19 protein-coding genes are annotated in these 14,261 nt (G+C 70.9%); 6 read left to right on the plus strand and 13 right to left on the minus strand.

Features of this window, described 5'->3' with window-relative positions; genetic code table 11:
• Positions 1–26: 26 nt before the first annotated feature.
• Positions 27–386 (minus strand): nuclear transport factor 2 family protein, encoded by a 360-nt coding sequence (locus tag KSO98_RS14895; protein WP_225286453.1) that lies wholly within the window; start codon positions 384–386, stop codon positions 27–29.
• Positions 387–417: 31 nt separating this feature from the next.
• Positions 418–1,167, minus strand: a complete 750-nt coding sequence (locus KSO98_RS14900; protein ID WP_225286454.1) for an SDR family oxidoreductase — start codon at positions 1,165–1,167, stop codon at positions 418–420.
• A gap of 136 nt (positions 1,168–1,303) precedes the next feature.
• Here KSO98_RS14900 and KSO98_RS14905 point away from each other — a divergent pair, with 136 nt between their 5' ends.
• Entirely contained in the window at positions 1,304–1,915 is a 612-nt protein-coding gene (locus KSO98_RS14905; RefSeq protein WP_225286455.1) for a TetR/AcrR family transcriptional regulator, read from the plus strand.
• An 11-nt stretch (positions 1,916–1,926) separates the two neighbouring features.
• Here KSO98_RS14905 and KSO98_RS14910 read toward each other — a convergent pair whose 3' ends face one another.
• The 5 genes from KSO98_RS14910 to clpS form a co-directional block, all read right to left on the minus strand.
• Positions 1,927–2,901 (minus strand): PLP-dependent cysteine synthase family protein, encoded by a 975-nt coding sequence (locus tag KSO98_RS14910; RefSeq protein ID WP_225286456.1) that lies wholly within the window; start codon positions 2,899–2,901, stop codon positions 1,927–1,929.
• Positions 2,902–2,928: 27 nt separating this feature from the next.
• Positions 2,929–3,207, minus strand: a complete 279-nt coding sequence (locus tag KSO98_RS14915) for a MoaD family protein (RefSeq protein WP_225286458.1) — start codon at positions 3,205–3,207, stop codon at positions 2,929–2,931.
• A gap of 41 nt (positions 3,208–3,248) precedes the next feature.
• Positions 3,249–3,674 carry a M67 family metallopeptidase gene (locus tag KSO98_RS14920; protein WP_225286459.1) on the minus strand — a complete coding sequence of 142 codons (426 nt, stop codon included), beginning with the start codon at positions 3,672–3,674 and terminating at the stop codon, positions 3,249–3,251.
• 70 nt (positions 3,675–3,744) lie between these two features.
• Positions 3,745–4,338: a DUF2017 domain-containing protein gene (locus tag KSO98_RS14925; protein WP_225286460.1), complete on the minus strand. Its 594-nt coding sequence runs from the start codon at positions 4,336–4,338 to the stop codon at positions 3,745–3,747.
• Positions 4,335–4,634, minus strand: coding sequence for an ATP-dependent Clp protease adapter ClpS (gene clpS / locus KSO98_RS14930; protein ID WP_225286461.1), 300 nt, complete (start codon positions 4,632–4,634; stop codon positions 4,335–4,337). Before clpS ends, KSO98_RS14925 begins: the two co-directional genes overlap by 4 nt.
• A gap of 18 nt (positions 4,635–4,652) precedes the next feature.
• Here clpS and KSO98_RS14935 point away from each other — a divergent pair, with 18 nt between their 5' ends.
• Positions 4,653–5,969, plus strand: coding sequence for a nicotinate phosphoribosyltransferase (locus KSO98_RS14935; protein ID WP_225286462.1), 1,317 nt, complete (start codon positions 4,653–4,655; stop codon positions 5,967–5,969).
• A 1-nt stretch (position 5,970) separates the two neighbouring features.
• Here the strand turns inward: KSO98_RS14935 and KSO98_RS14940 are convergent, their stop codons facing one another.
• Both KSO98_RS14940 and KSO98_RS14945 read right to left on the minus strand, forming a co-directional pair.
• Positions 5,971–6,177: a putative signal transducing protein gene (locus KSO98_RS14940; RefSeq protein WP_225286463.1), complete on the minus strand. Its 207-nt coding sequence runs from the start codon at positions 6,175–6,177 to the stop codon at positions 5,971–5,973.
• The gene (locus tag KSO98_RS14945) at positions 6,177–6,752 is read right to left on the minus strand and encodes a nicotinamidase (protein WP_225286464.1); all 576 of its coding nucleotides are present in this window, start codon (positions 6,750–6,752) and stop codon (positions 6,177–6,179) included. Before KSO98_RS14945 ends, KSO98_RS14940 begins: the two co-directional genes overlap by 1 nt.
• 64 nt (positions 6,753–6,816) lie before the next feature.
• On the opposite strand from KSO98_RS14945, the gene KSO98_RS14950 reads away from it, so the two are divergent.
• The 3 genes from KSO98_RS14950 to KSO98_RS14960 all read left to right on the plus strand — a co-directional run bounded on the left by KSO98_RS14950 (position 6,817) and on the right by KSO98_RS14960 (position 9,993).
• Positions 6,817–7,218 (plus strand): MarR family winged helix-turn-helix transcriptional regulator, encoded by a 402-nt coding sequence (locus tag KSO98_RS14950; RefSeq protein WP_225286465.1) that lies wholly within the window; start codon positions 6,817–6,819, stop codon positions 7,216–7,218.
• Positions 7,215–8,540, plus strand: coding sequence for an MFS transporter (locus tag KSO98_RS14955; RefSeq protein WP_225286466.1), 1,326 nt, complete (start codon positions 7,215–7,217; stop codon positions 8,538–8,540). Before KSO98_RS14950 ends, KSO98_RS14955 begins: the two co-directional genes overlap by 4 nt.
• A gap of 145 nt (positions 8,541–8,685) precedes the next feature.
• Positions 8,686–9,993 carry a S53 family peptidase gene (locus tag KSO98_RS14960; protein WP_225286467.1) on the plus strand — a complete coding sequence of 436 codons (1,308 nt, stop codon included), beginning with the start codon at positions 8,686–8,688 and terminating at the stop codon, positions 9,991–9,993.
• Positions 9,994–10,091: 98 nt separating this feature from the next.
• Here KSO98_RS14960 and KSO98_RS14965 read toward each other — a convergent pair whose 3' ends face one another.
• The 4 genes from KSO98_RS14965 to KSO98_RS14980 form a co-directional block, all read right to left on the minus strand.
• Complete coding sequence (locus KSO98_RS14965; RefSeq protein ID WP_225286469.1) at positions 10,092–11,879, minus strand: DEAD/DEAH box helicase; 1,788 nt, start codon at positions 11,877–11,879, stop codon at positions 10,092–10,094.
• Entirely contained in the window at positions 11,876–12,148 is a 273-nt protein-coding gene (locus tag KSO98_RS14970) for a DUF3039 domain-containing protein (RefSeq protein ID WP_225286471.1), read from the minus strand. Before KSO98_RS14970 ends, KSO98_RS14965 begins: the two co-directional genes overlap by 4 nt.
• 101 nt (positions 12,149–12,249) lie before the next feature.
• Entirely contained in the window at positions 12,250–12,804 is a 555-nt protein-coding gene (locus KSO98_RS14975; protein ID WP_225286472.1) for a YqgE/AlgH family protein, read from the minus strand.
• Between the two features lie 53 nt (positions 12,805–12,857).
• Entirely contained in the window at positions 12,858–13,376 is a 519-nt protein-coding gene (locus tag KSO98_RS14980) for a hypothetical protein (protein WP_225286473.1), read from the minus strand.
• Between the two features lie 146 nt (positions 13,377–13,522).
• Here KSO98_RS14980 and KSO98_RS14985 point away from each other — a divergent pair, with 146 nt between their 5' ends.
• Positions 13,523–14,251: a TetR family C-terminal domain-containing protein gene (locus KSO98_RS14985; RefSeq protein WP_225286474.1), complete on the plus strand. Its 729-nt coding sequence runs from the start codon at positions 13,523–13,525 to the stop codon at positions 14,249–14,251.
• Positions 14,252–14,261: the final 10 nt, after the last annotated feature.

Consider the following 14,261-nt stretch of genomic DNA (forward strand, 5'->3'; position numbering starts at 1 on the left):
CGCGCCGCCCGACCCCGTCGCACGGCTCAGCCGGCGAGCAGCGTCTCCAGTGCGCTGATCCGGCCATCGACGATGGTGGCGATGTCGACCCCGCGGGCCACCGGCTCGGCGCCCGGCGCCCCGAACCGCCAGGCGAGTGCGGCTCGCGAGCCGACGCCGTAGATCGGGCCGTCCTCCACGAAGGCGAACTCCGCAGGCACCCCGTCGAGCAGCTCCTGGGCTCGTGCCGTGATCGCCCGGCGGCCGGTGATGACGCCGTCCTCATCGGCGAAGGCGACGTCGTCGGCGTAGATCCGGGCGGCGGCCTGAGCACGACGCTCGACATCGCGCTCCCCGAAGACCTCGAGCAGGTTCGCGCGCATCAGCGCGGCAGCGTTCTCATTCATCAGACTCTCCTTCGATCCCGGTCCGAGCCTGTCAGATCTGGCTCGCGCCGCCGTCGACGTACAGCTCGGAACCGGTGAGATAGGAGCTGGCGTCGGAGGCGAGGAAGAGCACCGCGTCGGCGATCTCCTCGGTCGTGCCCAACCGCCCCATCGGCACGCTGCCGGCGAGGCCGGCGAACAGCTGGTCGGCGGCCGCCGCGTCGGGTGCCAGGCCGCTGAGGCCGGGAGTCCCGATCGGACCGGGGGCGACGGCGTTGACCCGGATCCACCGACCGGTCAGCTCCGCGGCCCAGCTCCTGGTGAAGGAGCGCAACGCAGCCTTCGAGGCGGCGTACACGCTGAACGCGGGCACCCCCTTGACGTCGATGTTCGAGCTGGTGATCACGATCGCCGCACCGGGATTGAGCAGCGGCAGCGTCTTCTGGACCGTGAACAGCGTGCCGCCGACGTTGGCGTTGAACGTCGCGGCGTAGTGCTCCCAGGTGATCTCCTCGATCGCCGCGAACTCGCCGCCGCCCGCGTTGGCGAAGACCACGTCCAAGCCGTGTCCGAGCTCGCGCACCGCGGTGACCACCCGGTCCAGGTCGGCGAGCTCGGCCACGTCGCCGCGTACGCCGACGGCCGCCGCGCCGATGTGGGCCACCGCCCGGTCGAGCGCCTCCTGGCGCCGACCCGTCACGACGACCCGGGCCCCTTCCTCGGCGAACCGGCGCGCTGCCGCCAGGCCGATGCCCGACGTGCCACCGGTGACCAGGACCGTCTTGTTCTCGAAGCGTGCCATGTCCTTCTCCTCGCATCCCGGGCACGCGGATCTCGCGTCCTCCTATTTTGTATCGCTCAGTACATAATGAGGATCGGCGTCGAGGCATTCCCGGCGTGAAGGATTTCTGTACCGTTCAGTCAGGAGGTGCGATGCGATGACGACGGAACCGGCGCCGCGAGGACGGCCACGAGCCTTCGATGCCGACGCCGCCCTCGACAAGGCGGTGGAGGTCTTCTGGCGGCTCGGCTACGAGGGCGCCTCGATGAGCGCCCTGACCGAGGCGATGGGGATCAACCGGCCCAGCCTCTACGCGGCCTTCGGCGACAAGGAGGCGCTGTTCCGGCTCGCGGTGGCGCGGTACGCCGAGATCGACATGGCCTATGCGCAACAGGCGCTGGAGCAGCCGACGGCCTACGCGGTGGTCGAGCACTTCCTGCGCGCCAATGTCGAGGCGTTGACCCGTCCGGACCGCCCCGCCGGCTGCCTGTCCGTCCAGGGCGGGCTCGCCACCGGCTCCGACGGCGGGAGGGTCGCTGCCTTCCTGGCGCGAAGCAGGCTCGCCGGCGAGCGCGCCCTGGCCGAGAGACTCGCACGCTCAGCGGCCGAGGGCGACCTGCCCGCCGACACCGACACCGTGGCGATGGCCCGCTTCGTGATGGCGCTCAGCGAGGGGCACGCGGTCCACGCCGCCGCCGGCGTGGGCCGCAGCGAGCTGCACGCCTCCGTGGATGTGGCGCTGCGCGCCATTCCGCTCGCGGGTGCCTGAGGACGGCCGCGTCAGGCCCAGAGCTGGCCTTCGAGGCCCTCTTCGGCCTCGTCGATGGTGCCCTCGTACGCGCCGGTGGAGAGGTACTTCCAGCCGCCGTCCGCGACGACGAAGGCGATGTCGGCGTTCTCGCCGGCCTTGACGCACTTGGCGGCCTGGCCGAGCGCGGCGTGCAGGATCGCGCCGGTCGAGATGCCAGCGAAGATGCCCTCGAACTCGAGCAGCTCGCGCACCCGTCGCACCGCGTCGCGCGGTCCCACCGAGAAGCGGCTGTCGATCAGGGAGGCGTCGTAGAGCTCCGGGACGAAGCCCTCGTCGAGGTTGCGCAGGCCGTAGACGAGCTCGCCGTAGCGCGGCTCAGCGGCGATGATGCGGGTCTCGGGCTTGGCCGTGCGGAAGAACCGCGAGACGCCCATCAGGGTGCCCGTGGTGCCGAGGCCCGCGACGAAGTGCGTGATGCTCGGCAGGTCGGAGAGGAGCTCCGGGCCGGTGCCCTCCTCGTGCGCGAGCGCGTTGGCGGCGTTGCCGTACTGGTAGAGCATCACCCAGTCGGGGTGCTCGGCGGCGAGTCGCTTCGCCACCCGTACGGCCTCGTTGGAGCCGCCCGCAGCGGGCGAGGAGACGATCTCGGCGCCCCACATCCGCAGGAGCTGGCGGCGCTCCTCGGAGGTGTTCTCCGGCATCACGCAGACGATCCGGTAGCCCTTGAGCTTGGCCGCCATCGCCAGCGAGATGCCGGTGTTGCCCGACGTCGGCTCGAGGATCGTGCAACCGGGGCGCAGGGTGCCGTCCTTCTCCGCCCGCTCGATCATCTTCAGGGCCGGGCGGTCCTTGATCGAGCCGGTCGGGTTGCGGTCCTCGAGCTTGGCCCACAGCCGGACCTCGGGACCGTCGGGGTTCGAGCCGCCGACCATCTCCGACAGCCTGGGCAGCCCGACCAGCGGGGTCCCGCCGACCGAGCTGATCAGGTTGTCGTAGCGCGTCATGTCAATCCGCCTCCGCCGCAGAGCGGATCAGCGGGCTCCGCCCGCGACGGCCGGCAGGATGACGACCGCGTCGCCGTCCTTGAGCTCGGCCTCGAGGCCGCCGATGAAGCGGACGTCCTCGTCGTTGATGTAGACGTTGACGAAGCGGCGCAGGTCGCCGTTGTCGATCAGGCGGTCCTTGATGCCGACGTGGTTGGCCTCGAGGTCGTCGATGAGCGCGCTCAGGTTGGCACCGTCGGCCGAGACGGCCTTCTCGCCGCCCGTGTACGTGCGCAGGATGGTGGGGATGCGGACCTCGATGGCCATGTCTTACTCCTTGGTTCTGTTGCTGAAGGCTCGGGACGGGATCAGAGGCTGGCGACGACGGTGACCGGCTCCTCGGTCACCTCGCCGTCGACGATCCGATAGGAACGAAACTCCACGGGGCCCTCGTTATTCCCGTGCTCGCGCGTGCTGACCAGCACGTAGTGCGCGTTCGGCTCACTGGCCAGGCCGATGTCCGTACGGCTCGGGTACGCCTCGGTGGCGGTGTGCGAGTGGTAGACGACCACCGGCTCCTCGTCGCGCTCGTCCATCTCCTTGTAGAGCTGGAAGAGGTCGGTGGAGTCGAACTCGTAGAACGTCGGGCTGCCCGCGGCGTTGATCATCTCCACGAGCCGCTCGGGGCGGTCGCTGCCCTCGGGACCGGCGACGATGCCACAGGCCTCGTCGGGGTGGTCACGCTTCGCGTGGGCGACGATGGCGTCGTACGTCGCCTGGTCGATGGTCAGCACGGATCCCAGCCTAGTTTGGCGACCGGTCGCGAGTCGCATCGCCCAATCTGTGGGATGGGTGACGTAGCCCTCAGGTGGCCTTGATCAGGGACTCGACCAGGGTCTCCTGGAGGTAGCCGAGCCACTGGTAGATGCCGTACACCTGCCCGGTCGGGTCCTCGTCGTCGAGCTGGTCCCAGTGGTCCTCGTCGCCCTCCTCGATACCGAGCCGGGTCGCGAGGGCGAGCCGAAGATCGGTGAAGGAGCGCAGCCAGACCTCGGCCTCGGGGTGCGACAGCTCCACGTCGATCATCAGGCCGTCCTCCCGGAGCTCGGGCGGCAGGCCCGCCTCCTCGAGGGCGTCCACGATCGCGCCGGCCCCGGCCGTCTTGGCCTCGCGCAGGGTGCCCTCGGTGAAGCGGCGGAACTCCCCCGCCGCCTCCTCGTCGTGCTGGTAGGCGGTCGGGAACAGCCGGGCCAGCACCGGGTCCTCGGGCTCGGTGGTCGGGCCGGAGAAGTCGAGCAGCGCCTCGAGCGGGTCGACCGCCTGCTGCGGCATCGCCGCCTCGTCGTGCAGCAGCTCGATCAGCTGGGCCGCGAGCGAGCGCAGCAGGTCGGCCTCGAAGCCGGTGAAGGTCGCGGCGATCTGCTTGCCGCGCCGTTGATACGAGAAGCCTGACATCATCGACCCGTCTGCTTCTCGAGAGTGGCCCAGAGGCCGTAGCCGTGCATGGCCTGCACGTCGCGCTCCATCTCCTCGCGGCTGCCGGAGCTGACCGCGGAGCGCCCGTCGGTGTGGACCTCCATCATCAGCTTCTCGGCCTTCTTCTTGTCGTAGCCGAAGTAGGTGCGGAAGACATAGGTGACGTACGACATGAGGTTGACCGGGTCGTTCCAGACGATGGTGACCCACGGCGTGGCCGCCATGGTCAGGTCATCGGTGACGGGCTCGTCGAGTTCGACGGGGCTCGGCGCAGACATATGGCCCATCGTGCCACGATGGCGCGTGTGGACTCGACCCTGCCCGCCCCAGGCACCGCATCGACAGCCCTCCTGACCGACCACTACGAGCTGACCATGCTCCAGGCCGCTCTGGCGGCCGGCACCGCCGGACGCCGCTCCGTCTTCGAGCTCTTCCCGCGCCGCCTCCCGGAGGGGCGCCGCTACGGCGTCGTCGCCGGGGTCGGCCGGGCACTGGACGCGCTCGAGGCGTTCCGCTTCGGCGACGCGGAGCTGGCGGCGCTCGAGGGGGTCGTCGACGACGCGACCCTGTCGTGGCTGCAGTCGTACCGGTTCTCCGGCTCGATCTGGGGCTACCCGGAGGGCGAGGTCTACTTCCCGCACTCGCCGCTGCTGATCGTCGAGGGCAGCTTCGCCGACGCGGTGCTGCTGGAGACCGTGCTGCTCTCCATCTATAACCACGACAGCGCCATCGCCTCGGCGGCCTCCCGGATGACGCTTGCCGCCGGCGAGCGCCCGTGCATCGAGATGGGCTCGCGCCGCACCCACGAGGGGGCGGCCGTCGCCGCCGCCCGGGCCGCGTACATCGCGGGCTTCGAGGCGACCTCCAACCTGGCCGCGCGCGCCGCGTACGGCGTGCCGTCGACCGGCACCTCCGCGCACGCGTTCACGCTGCTGCACGACACCGAGCGGGACGCGTTCACCGCACAGGTGCGCTCGTTCGGGACGGGCACGACGCTGCTGGTCGACACCTACGACATCGCCGAGGCCGTCCGTACGGCGATCGAGGTGGCCGGGACCGGGCTCGGCGCGGTGCGGCTCGACTCGGGCGACCTGGGCGTGCTGGCGGTGCAGGTGCGCGAGCAGCTCGACGCCCTCGGCGCCCACGACACCCGCATCATCGTCACCTCCGATCTCGACGAGTTCGCCATCGGCGCCCTGGCCGCCGCGCCCGTGGACGGCTATGGCGTCGGCACCCAGCTGGTCACCGGCTCCGGGGCCCCGACCTGCGGCTTCGTCTACAAACTGGTCTCCCGCGAGGGCGCGGACGGCGAGATGGTCCCGGTGGCGAAGAAGAGCGCCGACAAGGCCTCGATCGGCGGACGCAAGTACGCGCTGCGGCGCCGCTCGCCCCAGGGCGTCGCCGAGGCCGAGGTGATCGGGATCGGCACTCCCCCCGTCGACGACGGCGACGACCGGTCGCTGCTGGTGCCGCTGGTGCGCTCGGGCGAGATCGTCGGCCGCGAGCCGCTGACCGCCGCGCGCGAGCGCCACCGGGCCGCACGCGACGAGCTCCCGCTCGCCATCCAGTCGATGATGAGGGGCGAGGCGGCGATCCCGACCCTGTTCGCCTGAGTCAGAGCAGCTCGGCGTCGGCCAGGAGCTGGCGTGCCTCGGCGAGACGGTCGTCCGCGACGAGGATGCGCGGCTGGATCACCGGGAGCGCGCCCTGCAGGTTGGCGACGCCCCTGTCGGCGACCTGGTACGCGATGCCGGCGTCAGTCAGCAGCGCCTCGACGAAGGAGGTGAGCGCCGGGTCGCCGGTCCGGATCAGCTCGAGCATCAGACGAGCTCGATGCCGGCGGCGGTCATCTCGGCGAGCGCCCGCTCGGTGGAGTCCGGCGCGACGCCGGCGACCAGTGCGGTGAGCACACGGGTCCGGAAGCCGGCCCGTCGCGCATCCAGGGCAGTGGCTCGTACGCAGTGGTCGGTGGCGATGCCGCACACGTCGACCTCCGTGATCCTGTGCGCGCGCAGCCAGGTCTCGAGGCCGTCGCCGGTCTCGGTCGCGCCCTCGAACCCCGAGTACGCAGCGCGGTGCTCGCCCTTGCGGAAGATCGCGTCGAACGGCTCGGGATCGAGGTTGGGATGGAACGCCTCCCCGCCCGTCCCGACCACGCAGTGCTTCGGCCAGCTGTCGACGTAGTCCGGCGGGTCCCCGAAGTGCGGACCCGGGTCGATGTGGTGGTCCTTGGTGGCCACGACGCGGTCGTAGCGCACCGCGCCCGGCAGCCCCGCCGTGCGGGCGCGCAACGCCTCCGCGACGTCGTGGGCGACCTGCGCCCCGCCGGCGACCGGCAGGGAGCCGCCCTCACAGAAGTCGTTCTGCACATCCACCACGATCAGCGCACGGGCCATACGACCAGGGTAGACGGCCGGACACTCTCGATTTTTACATAGGCAAGGTATATAGTTTTTCGATGTGACTGATGCGACCGCCGAGATCGTCCTCCTCGCCGGCAGGCTGGTGCGCCAGCTGCGCCGTGACGCCCAGGTCCCGGTCGGCTACCGCGTCCTCGCGGTGCTCGACGACCTCGGCACCGCCGGGATCAGCCAACTGGCCCTGGCCGATGGCGTCTCCCAGCCGACGATGAGCGCCCAGGTCGCCGCACTCGTGCAGGCGGGGCACGTCGCCAGGATGCCGCACCCGACCGACGCCCGCGCCCAGGTGCTCACCCTCACCGACAGCGGCCGGGAGTACCTCCACGAGCAGCGCGACCGTCTCGCCGGATCGGTGCGCGGGCGCCTCAGCAGCCACTCCGACGCCGACGTCGCGACCGCGATCGCCGTGCTCACCAGCCTCACCGAGAAAGGAAACGCGTGAACTCCCCCGCAATCACCACCAGCGCCCCTCAGGGGTCGCTCCTCCAGCAGCCGCGCGCGGTCTGGGCGGTCGCCTTCGCCTGTGTCATCTCGTTCATGGGCCTCGGCCTGGTCGACCCGATCCTGACCTCGATCGCCGCGGACCTGCACGCCACCTCCGGTGACGTCTCCCTGCTCTTCACCTCCTACCTCGTGGTCACCGCCGTCGCGATGCTGATCACCGGCTGGGTGAGCTCGCGCATCGGCGTGAAGTGGACGCTCATCTCGGGCCTGGCGCTCATCGTCGTCTTCGCAGCCCTCGGCGGCCTGGCCGACCTCGCCTTCAACGCCGGCCTCGGTGAGTACTGGGGTGGCGTCGGCTGGATCGTGGCCGCGCGCGCCTTCTGGGGCCTCGGCAACGCGCTCTTCATCGCCACCTCGCTGGCGACCATCGTCAGCCTCGCGACCGGCTCCCTCAAGCAGGCGATCCTGCTCTACGAGTCCGCGCTCGGCATCGGCATCGGCCTCGGGCCGATCGTGGGCGGCCAGCTGGGTCAGCACATCGGCTGGCGTGGACCCTTCTTCGGCGTCTCCGTGCTGATGGCGATCGCGCTGGTGGCCACCCTGGTCTTCCTGCCCGCGACCCCGAAGCCCGAGACCCGTACGAAGGTCTCCGACCCCATCAAGGCGCTGAAGTACCCGGGGCTGTTGGTCGTCGCCCTCGTCGCGCTCTTCTACAACTACGGCATGTTCACCCTGATGGCGGTGGCTCCCTACCCGATGGCCCTCGGCTCGACGCAGTTCGGGGCCTCCGACACCGGCTGGGTGTTCTTCGGCTGGGGAATGTGCCTGGCCTTCACCTCGATCTGGGGCGCACCGTGGCTCGAGAAGCGCGTCGGCACCCTCGCGGCGATCGCCATCGCCCTGGTCGGGCTGAGCGCCTGCATCGCCCTCATGGGCGTCTTCTCCACCGGCAGCACGACGGCCGGCATGGACGGCGGTCACCCGTGGGGCGTCGTGGTCGCCACGATCGCCACCGGTCTCTTCCTGGGCATCACCAACACCGTCATCACCACCCTGGTGATGGGTGCCGCGCCGGTCCCGCGCCCCGTCGCCTCGGCCGCGTACTCCTTCGTCCGGTTCTTCGGCGGCGCGGTGGGCGCCTACGTCTCCGGCAAGGTCGCCGAGCACACGTTCCAGGGCGCGTTCTTCCTCGGCGCCGGTGTCGTCGCCGTCGCGCTCGTCGTGCTGGCGCTCTTCCGCCGCTTCATCGCGGTGGCGCCCGCGCCCGCGCACGGCTCGGTCGACGAGGCCGAGGTCCTCGAGACCGCCGACGCCGGCTGAGCCTCCCAGCTCTGCCGGGACCGTTGACAACGCGAAGGCGGCGGGTGTCCGATCAGGTCACCCATCACATCGTCTTCACTCGGGAGCACAGATGTTTCTTCGCAGGTCCGGGGCCCTGGCTGCGACGGTCACCACCGTCGCCGGCATGACCCTGAGCGCATCGGGTGCCGCGGTCACCACCGCCACCACCCTTCCGATCGTCCACCAGCTCACCCCGGCCCAGGCGGTCTTCCTCAGCAGCACCGAGGCCCCCAAGCCCAGCACGAGCGCCAGCCGGCGCGTCTTCACCCCGCCGGGCATCCAGCAGTCGTACAACATGAAGGCGCTCTACGACGAGGGCCTGACCGGCGCCGGGAAGACGATCGCGATCGTCGACTCGTTCGGGTACGACGAGGCCGCCGCCGACCTCAAGCAGTTCAGCAGCGACTACGGCCTGCCGCTGATGTGCGGCATGCCGGACGTCGCCTGCCAGCCCGGAATGGCGAAGTTCAGGACCCTGACCATCGGCAACCACCAGGTGAAGGCGCCGCCGGAGGGCAGCCAGTCGCCGCAGCAGGAGGCCTCCAACGCGTGGTCGCTCGAGGTCGCCCTCGACATCGAGTACGCCCACACGATCGCGCCGGGCGCCAACATCCTGCTCGTCGCCAGCCCGACCGCCGAGACGCTCGGCGTGCAGGGCCTGCCGCAGATGATGAACGCCGAGCAGCAGGTCGTCGACCAGCACCTCGCCGACGTGGTCTCGCAGAGCTTCGGCACCGCCGAGGGCGCGTTCGGTTCGGTCGCGTCGCTGGAGAACCTGCGTCACGCCTTCGAGTCAGGCACCGCGGCCGGCATCACCTTCCTCGCCTCCTCCGGGGACGACGGCAGCACCGGCTCGGCGAAGCAGCCGGTCGGCAAGGGCGGCACGCTGCTGCCCACGCCCGAGGTCGGCTGGCCCGCCTCCGACCCGCTCGTCAGCGCGATCGGCGGCACGAACCTGTGCACCAGCCCGTTCAACGGCGCGGTCATCGACTCGGTCTCCGGCCCGGCCGAGTGCGCGTCGGGCGACCGGGAGACCGCGTGGAACGGCTCCGGTGGCGGCTACAGCACGGTCTTCGCCGACCGGAGGGTCCCGGACATCTCGATGAACGCCTCCTGCAAGACGTACGTCGTCGTGCTCGACACGGCCCCCGGCTTCGGTGGCTACTACGGCGTCTGTGGCACCTCGGAGGCCTCCCCGATGTTCGCCGGCGTGGTCGCGATCGCCGCGCAGGCGGCCGGGCACAACCTCGGCAACATCAACGCCGCGCTGGCGAAGCCGCTCGCCGGGACGTACGACGTCACCAAGGGTGACAACGTGCAGGCCGGCACCGGCATCCCGGGCTACTCGGCCGGCCCCGGCTGGGACGCCGTGACCGGTGCGGGCACCCCGGCCGACGCGCACGCGTTCGTGCACGCACTCGCCGGAAAGTAAGTCGAGAGGTCACTTTCTGCGGGTTGAGTGGTCACATCTCGTGGCCACTCGATCCGCGGAAAGTGACCCCTCGACCCGCAAGAAGTGACTTCTCGACGTCAGCTGGTCTTCCGGGCGCTGGCCCACTCGCGGACCCGCTCGATGCGGGCGCGGAGCTGGTCAGCGGTGGCCACCGCGGCGGCAGGACCGCCGCACTCGCGGCGCAGCGCTGCGTGGGTGATGCCGTGCGCCTGACCGGTGCGGTGGTGCCACGCGGCGACCAGGCCGTTGAGCTCACGGCGCAGCACGGCGAGCTGCTCATGGGTCGAGGTCTCGGCCAGGCCCTCGGCGGCGGCCCGACGACGGGCCTCCTCCATCGAGTCGCCGCGCGCCTGCTGCTGCTTGGCCCGGTCGCTCTGCCGCTGCTGGAGCAGCTGCTTCATCTGCGCCGGCTCGAGCAGACCCGGGATGCCGAGGAAGTCCATCTCCTCCTCCGAGCCGACGTGCACCTCGCCCGCGTGGCCGAACTCGCCGCCGTCGAAGAGCACCCGGTCGAAGCGGGCCTCGGAGCCGAGCGCCTCCCACGGGCCCTTCTCCTCCTCCGCCGAGGCCGACTCGGTGGCGTTCGCCGCCGCCATCAGGGCGTCCTCGGGGGCGAACATGTCCCCGTCCTCGCGCTCCTTGCGCTTGAGCACGTGGTCGCGAGCGACCTCCATCTCATTGGCGAAGCTGAGGAGGTGGGGCACCGACGGCAGGAAGACCGACGCGGTCTCGCCGCGGGTCCGGGCACGCACGAAGCGACCGATCGCCTGGGCGAAGAAGAGCGGCGTCGAGATCGTGGTGGCGTAGACGCCGACCGCCAGGCGCGGGACGTCGACGCCCTCGGAGACCATCCGGACCGCGACCATCCAGCGCTTGTCGCTGGCGGCGTACTCAGCGATCTTCTTGGAGCCGTCCTTCTCGTCCGAGAGGACGACGGTGGGCAGCTCGCCGGTGATCTCCTTGAGCGTCTTGGCGTACGCGCGCGCGGAGTCCTGGTCGGTGGCGATCACCAGGGCGCCCGCGTCGGGCACGTGCCGGCGCACCTCCGAGAGGCGCTTGTCGGCGGCCTCGAGGACGGCCGGCATCCACGACCCCTTGGGGTCGAGAGCGGTACGCAACGCCTGCTGGGTGAGGTCCTTGGTCAGCGGCTCGCCGAGGTGGGCGGCGATCTCGTCGCCGGCGCTCGTACGCCACGTCATCTGCCCGGAGTACGCCATGAACAGCACCGGACGCACGACGTGGTCGGCCAGCGCCTCGGCGTAGCCGTACGTGTAGTCGGCGACCGAGCGCGGGACGCCCTCCTCGTCGGGGGCGTAGGTGACGAACGGGATCGGGTTGATGTCGGAGCGGAACGGCGTGCCGGTCAGGCATAGGCGGCGGGTGGCGTCCTCGAACGCCTCGCGCACGCCCTCGCCCCACGACAGCGCGTCGCCCGCGTGGTGCACCTCGTCGAGGATGACGAGGGTCTTCCAGCGGTCCGCGCGGATCCGCATCGCGTTGGGGTTGACCCCGACGCCCGCGTACGTCACCGCGATGCCCAGGTACTCGGCCGACGTCTTGCCCTGCCCGGCTGAGTAGTTGGGGTCGATCGGGATGCCGGCGCGACCGGCGGCCTCGGCCCACTGCACCTTCAGGTGCTCGGTGGGGGCGACGATGATGATGCGGTCGACGATGCGTCGCCCGAGCAGCTCGGCGGCGACCGTCAGCGCGAAGGTCGTCTTGCCGGCGCCCGGCGTCGCGACCGCGAGGAAGTCACGCGGCTGGCGCTCGAAGTAGAGATCCATCGCCGCGGCCTGCCAGGCGCGCAGGGACGGCGCTGTCCCCCACGCGGCCTTGTTGGGCCACGCCGGACTGAGGTTGTTCACGCATCTCCCTCGGGAGGCATGGACTCCCAGACTTCCTTGCACTCCGGGCAGACGGGGAACTTCGAGCCGTCACGGCTCGGCACCCAGACCTTGCCGCACAGGGCGACGACGGGCGTACCCATCACCATCGCCTCGGTGACCTTGTCCTTGTCCGCGTAGTGCGAGTAGCGATCGTGATCGCCCTCCTCGCTCGGGATCGTCTCCTCGCGCTCACCCACGCGCTCCTTGACGGCGGTGTCCGTGCCGGTGCTTCCGAAGCCGAATCCCATGGGTCCATCCTAGGTGACCGAGCGAGCAGAAGCGTGACCGACGGACGAGGCCCGGCGCTTCCCGTGAGCCCGGGAGGCCGCGCGCAGCGCGGCCGGCGAAGTCAGTTGTCGCGGGGGTCGGCTGGCCGGGTCGACTGCCAGGCCAGCTCGCCCGGCTGGCGCCGGAGCACGTCGCTCCACAGCGTGTCGACCGAAGCCCGGAAGACGTCCTCGCGGCGCGCCGGCACGACGTGCCAGCTGCCCTCGGCGATCTCGTCCGCGAGCTGGTCGGCTCCCCAGCCGGAGTAGCCGGCGAAGATCCTCAGACCGCTCAGCGATCCCTCGAGCAGTGCCTGCGGCGTGTCCAGGTCGAGCAGGCCCAGCCGGCCGTGGAACGGCTGGAAGCCGACGGGCACGTCGGTCGCGTCGCGCAGCAGCCCGACGGCGAGCGCGGCCTCGGTGTTGACCGGGCCGCCCTCGAAGAGGACGGGCGGTTCGGCGACCCCCTCGCGCCAGGGCCCGAGCACGTCGGCGACGCGTACGCCGGTGGGCCGGTTGAGGACCACCCCGACGGCACCGTCGGCATCGACGTCGACCATCAGGACGACGGTGCGGGAGAAGTTGGGGTCGCCCAGCTCTGCGGTGGCGACGAGGAGGTGGCCCGGTGCGATCTCCATGACGGCATCATCCCACCGGGTCCACCCTGCGGGGGCCGCCCCGCGGGATGCGGTCAGGCGGCGAGCGCCGAGCGCAGGCGGCTGAGCAGCGTCGGGCGCTCGAGGACGACCGGTGCCGGCACGTACGAGGCCCGGGCCTCCTCGGCGATCCGTCGGCCCGCCGGGATGGCGAGCTCGTCGGCGTAGGAGCCCATGCCGGCCATCACGGCGAGCAGGAGGTGCTCCTTGGCGGTGGACTTCCGCATGGCGGTCGCCATCCGGGCGTCGAGCGGGTGCTCGAGGTAGCGGTCGAGGATGATGCGGACCCCGGGCATCTCGGCAGCGGTGGCGTGCCAGGCGGCGATCGCGGCGGCACGCAGGTCCATCGGCTGCTCGGACAGCTGACGCTCGAGGTTGCCCGCGAGGCGGGTGTGCCACTTGAGCTGCAGCGTGGTCAGCAGGTCGAACTCGTCGTCGAACTTGGCGGTGACGCCTTCGACGTCCATCGGGAGACGCCCGTCCTGCCGCTGGTCGGCGGTCTTGATGACGGTGCTGAGGATCTCTCCGCGGGTGTGGTAGCTGTTCCAGGTCATGGTCGGCCCCTTCACTAGTCGGCCTCACATACTGTGAGTACGTAACGAAGGTACGAGGCATACCGACGGTATGCCAACAATGACGCAAGTGATCCTGACCACCTCGAGAACTGCCTCACATACCTTCGGCATGGTTAAGTGGCCCGGTGGCGAAGTCCGTGAGCAAGCTCGTGCCGAAGGTCCCCTCCCTCCCCAGCGTTCCGGGCGCGAGTCGGCGACAGCAGTACTCGGCCTCGACCAAGCGGGCGCTGCTCGAGGTGGCGACCCAGCTGTTCGCCGAGCACGGCTACGCCGGCGCCTCACTGGACACGATCGTCGCGGGCGCCAAGGTCACCAAGGGCGCGCTCTACCACCACTTCAGCGGCAAGCAGGCGCTGTTCGACGCGGTCTTCGTCGACGTGCAGAGCGCCTCGACGAAGGTCATCCGCCAGCAGATCAAGGGTGTCAAGGACCCGTGGGAGCAGGCCCTGATCGGACTGCGCGCCTTCATGACCGCGGTCCAGGAGCCCGCGTACCGGCGCATCGTCATCCAGGACGGCCCCGCCGTCCTGGGGCACGAGCGCTACCGCGAGCAGGAGGAGCGCTCAGCCTTCACCGTCGTGGAGGAGATCGTCGGTACGGTCCTCGCGGCCGCGGGCCAGGTCGTGGACGAGGCGATGCGCACGACGTTCGCCCGGATCTTCTTCGGTGCCCTCTCCTCGGTCGGCGAGACCGTCGCCGAGGCCGAGGACCGGGGCGCCGCGGCGCGCCGGGTGGAGGAGGCGATGGCCTTCATCCTCGCCGGCATGCAGGCGCTCTCGGCGCAGGGCGTACGGCTGGGAGCCGCCGACGGGCCCGGCGCCGAAGCGCCGGACCCGTCGATCGATCCGGACTGAGCCGGAGATC

Source organism: Nocardioides nematodiphilus, assembly GCF_020216525.1.
GTDB lineage: Bacteria > Actinomycetota > Actinomycetes > Propionibacteriales > Nocardioidaceae > Nocardioides > Nocardioides nematodiphilus.

Excerpts from the sequence above, each read along its gene's own strand:
- KSO98_RS14895 (WP_225286453.1), bottom strand. The coding sequence starts at position 386 with ATGAATGAGAACGCTGCCGCGCTGATGCGCGCGAACCTGCTCGAGGTC.
- KSO98_RS14900 (WP_225286454.1), bottom strand. The coding sequence starts at position 1,167 with ATGGCACGCTTCGAGAACAAGACGGTCCTGGTCACCGGTGGCACGTCG.
- KSO98_RS14905 (WP_225286455.1), top strand. The coding sequence starts at position 1,304 with ATGACGACGGAACCGGCGCCGCGAGGACGGCCACGAGCCTTCGATGCC.
- KSO98_RS14910 (WP_225286456.1), bottom strand. The coding sequence starts at position 2,901 with ATGACGCGCTACGACAACCTGATCAGCTCGGTCGGCGGGACCCCGCTG.
- KSO98_RS14915 (WP_225286458.1), bottom strand. The coding sequence starts at position 3,207 with ATGGCCATCGAGGTCCGCATCCCCACCATCCTGCGCACGTACACGGGC.
- KSO98_RS14925 (WP_225286460.1), bottom strand. The coding sequence starts at position 4,338 with ATGATGTCAGGCTTCTCGTATCAACGGCGCGGCAAGCAGATCGCCGCG.
- clpS (WP_225286461.1), bottom strand. The coding sequence starts at position 4,634 with ATGTCTGCGCCGAGCCCCGTCGAACTCGACGAGCCCGTCACCGATGAC.
- KSO98_RS14935 (WP_225286462.1), top strand. The coding sequence starts at position 4,653 with ATGGCGCGTGTGGACTCGACCCTGCCCGCCCCAGGCACCGCATCGACA.
- KSO98_RS14940 (WP_225286463.1), bottom strand. The coding sequence starts at position 6,177 with ATGCTCGAGCTGATCCGGACCGGCGACCCGGCGCTCACCTCCTTCGTC.
- KSO98_RS14945 (WP_225286464.1), bottom strand. The coding sequence starts at position 6,752 with ATGGCCCGTGCGCTGATCGTGGTGGATGTGCAGAACGACTTCTGTGAG.
- KSO98_RS14960 (WP_225286467.1), top strand. The coding sequence starts at position 8,686 with ATGACCCTGAGCGCATCGGGTGCCGCGGTCACCACCGCCACCACCCTT.
- KSO98_RS14970 (WP_225286471.1), bottom strand. The coding sequence starts at position 12,148 with ATGGGATTCGGCTTCGGAAGCACCGGCACGGACACCGCCGTCAAGGAG.
- KSO98_RS14975 (WP_225286472.1), bottom strand. The coding sequence starts at position 12,804 with ATGGAGATCGCACCGGGCCACCTCCTCGTCGCCACCGCAGAGCTGGGC.
- KSO98_RS14980 (WP_225286473.1), bottom strand. The coding sequence starts at position 13,376 with ATGACCTGGAACAGCTACCACACCCGCGGAGAGATCCTCAGCACCGTC.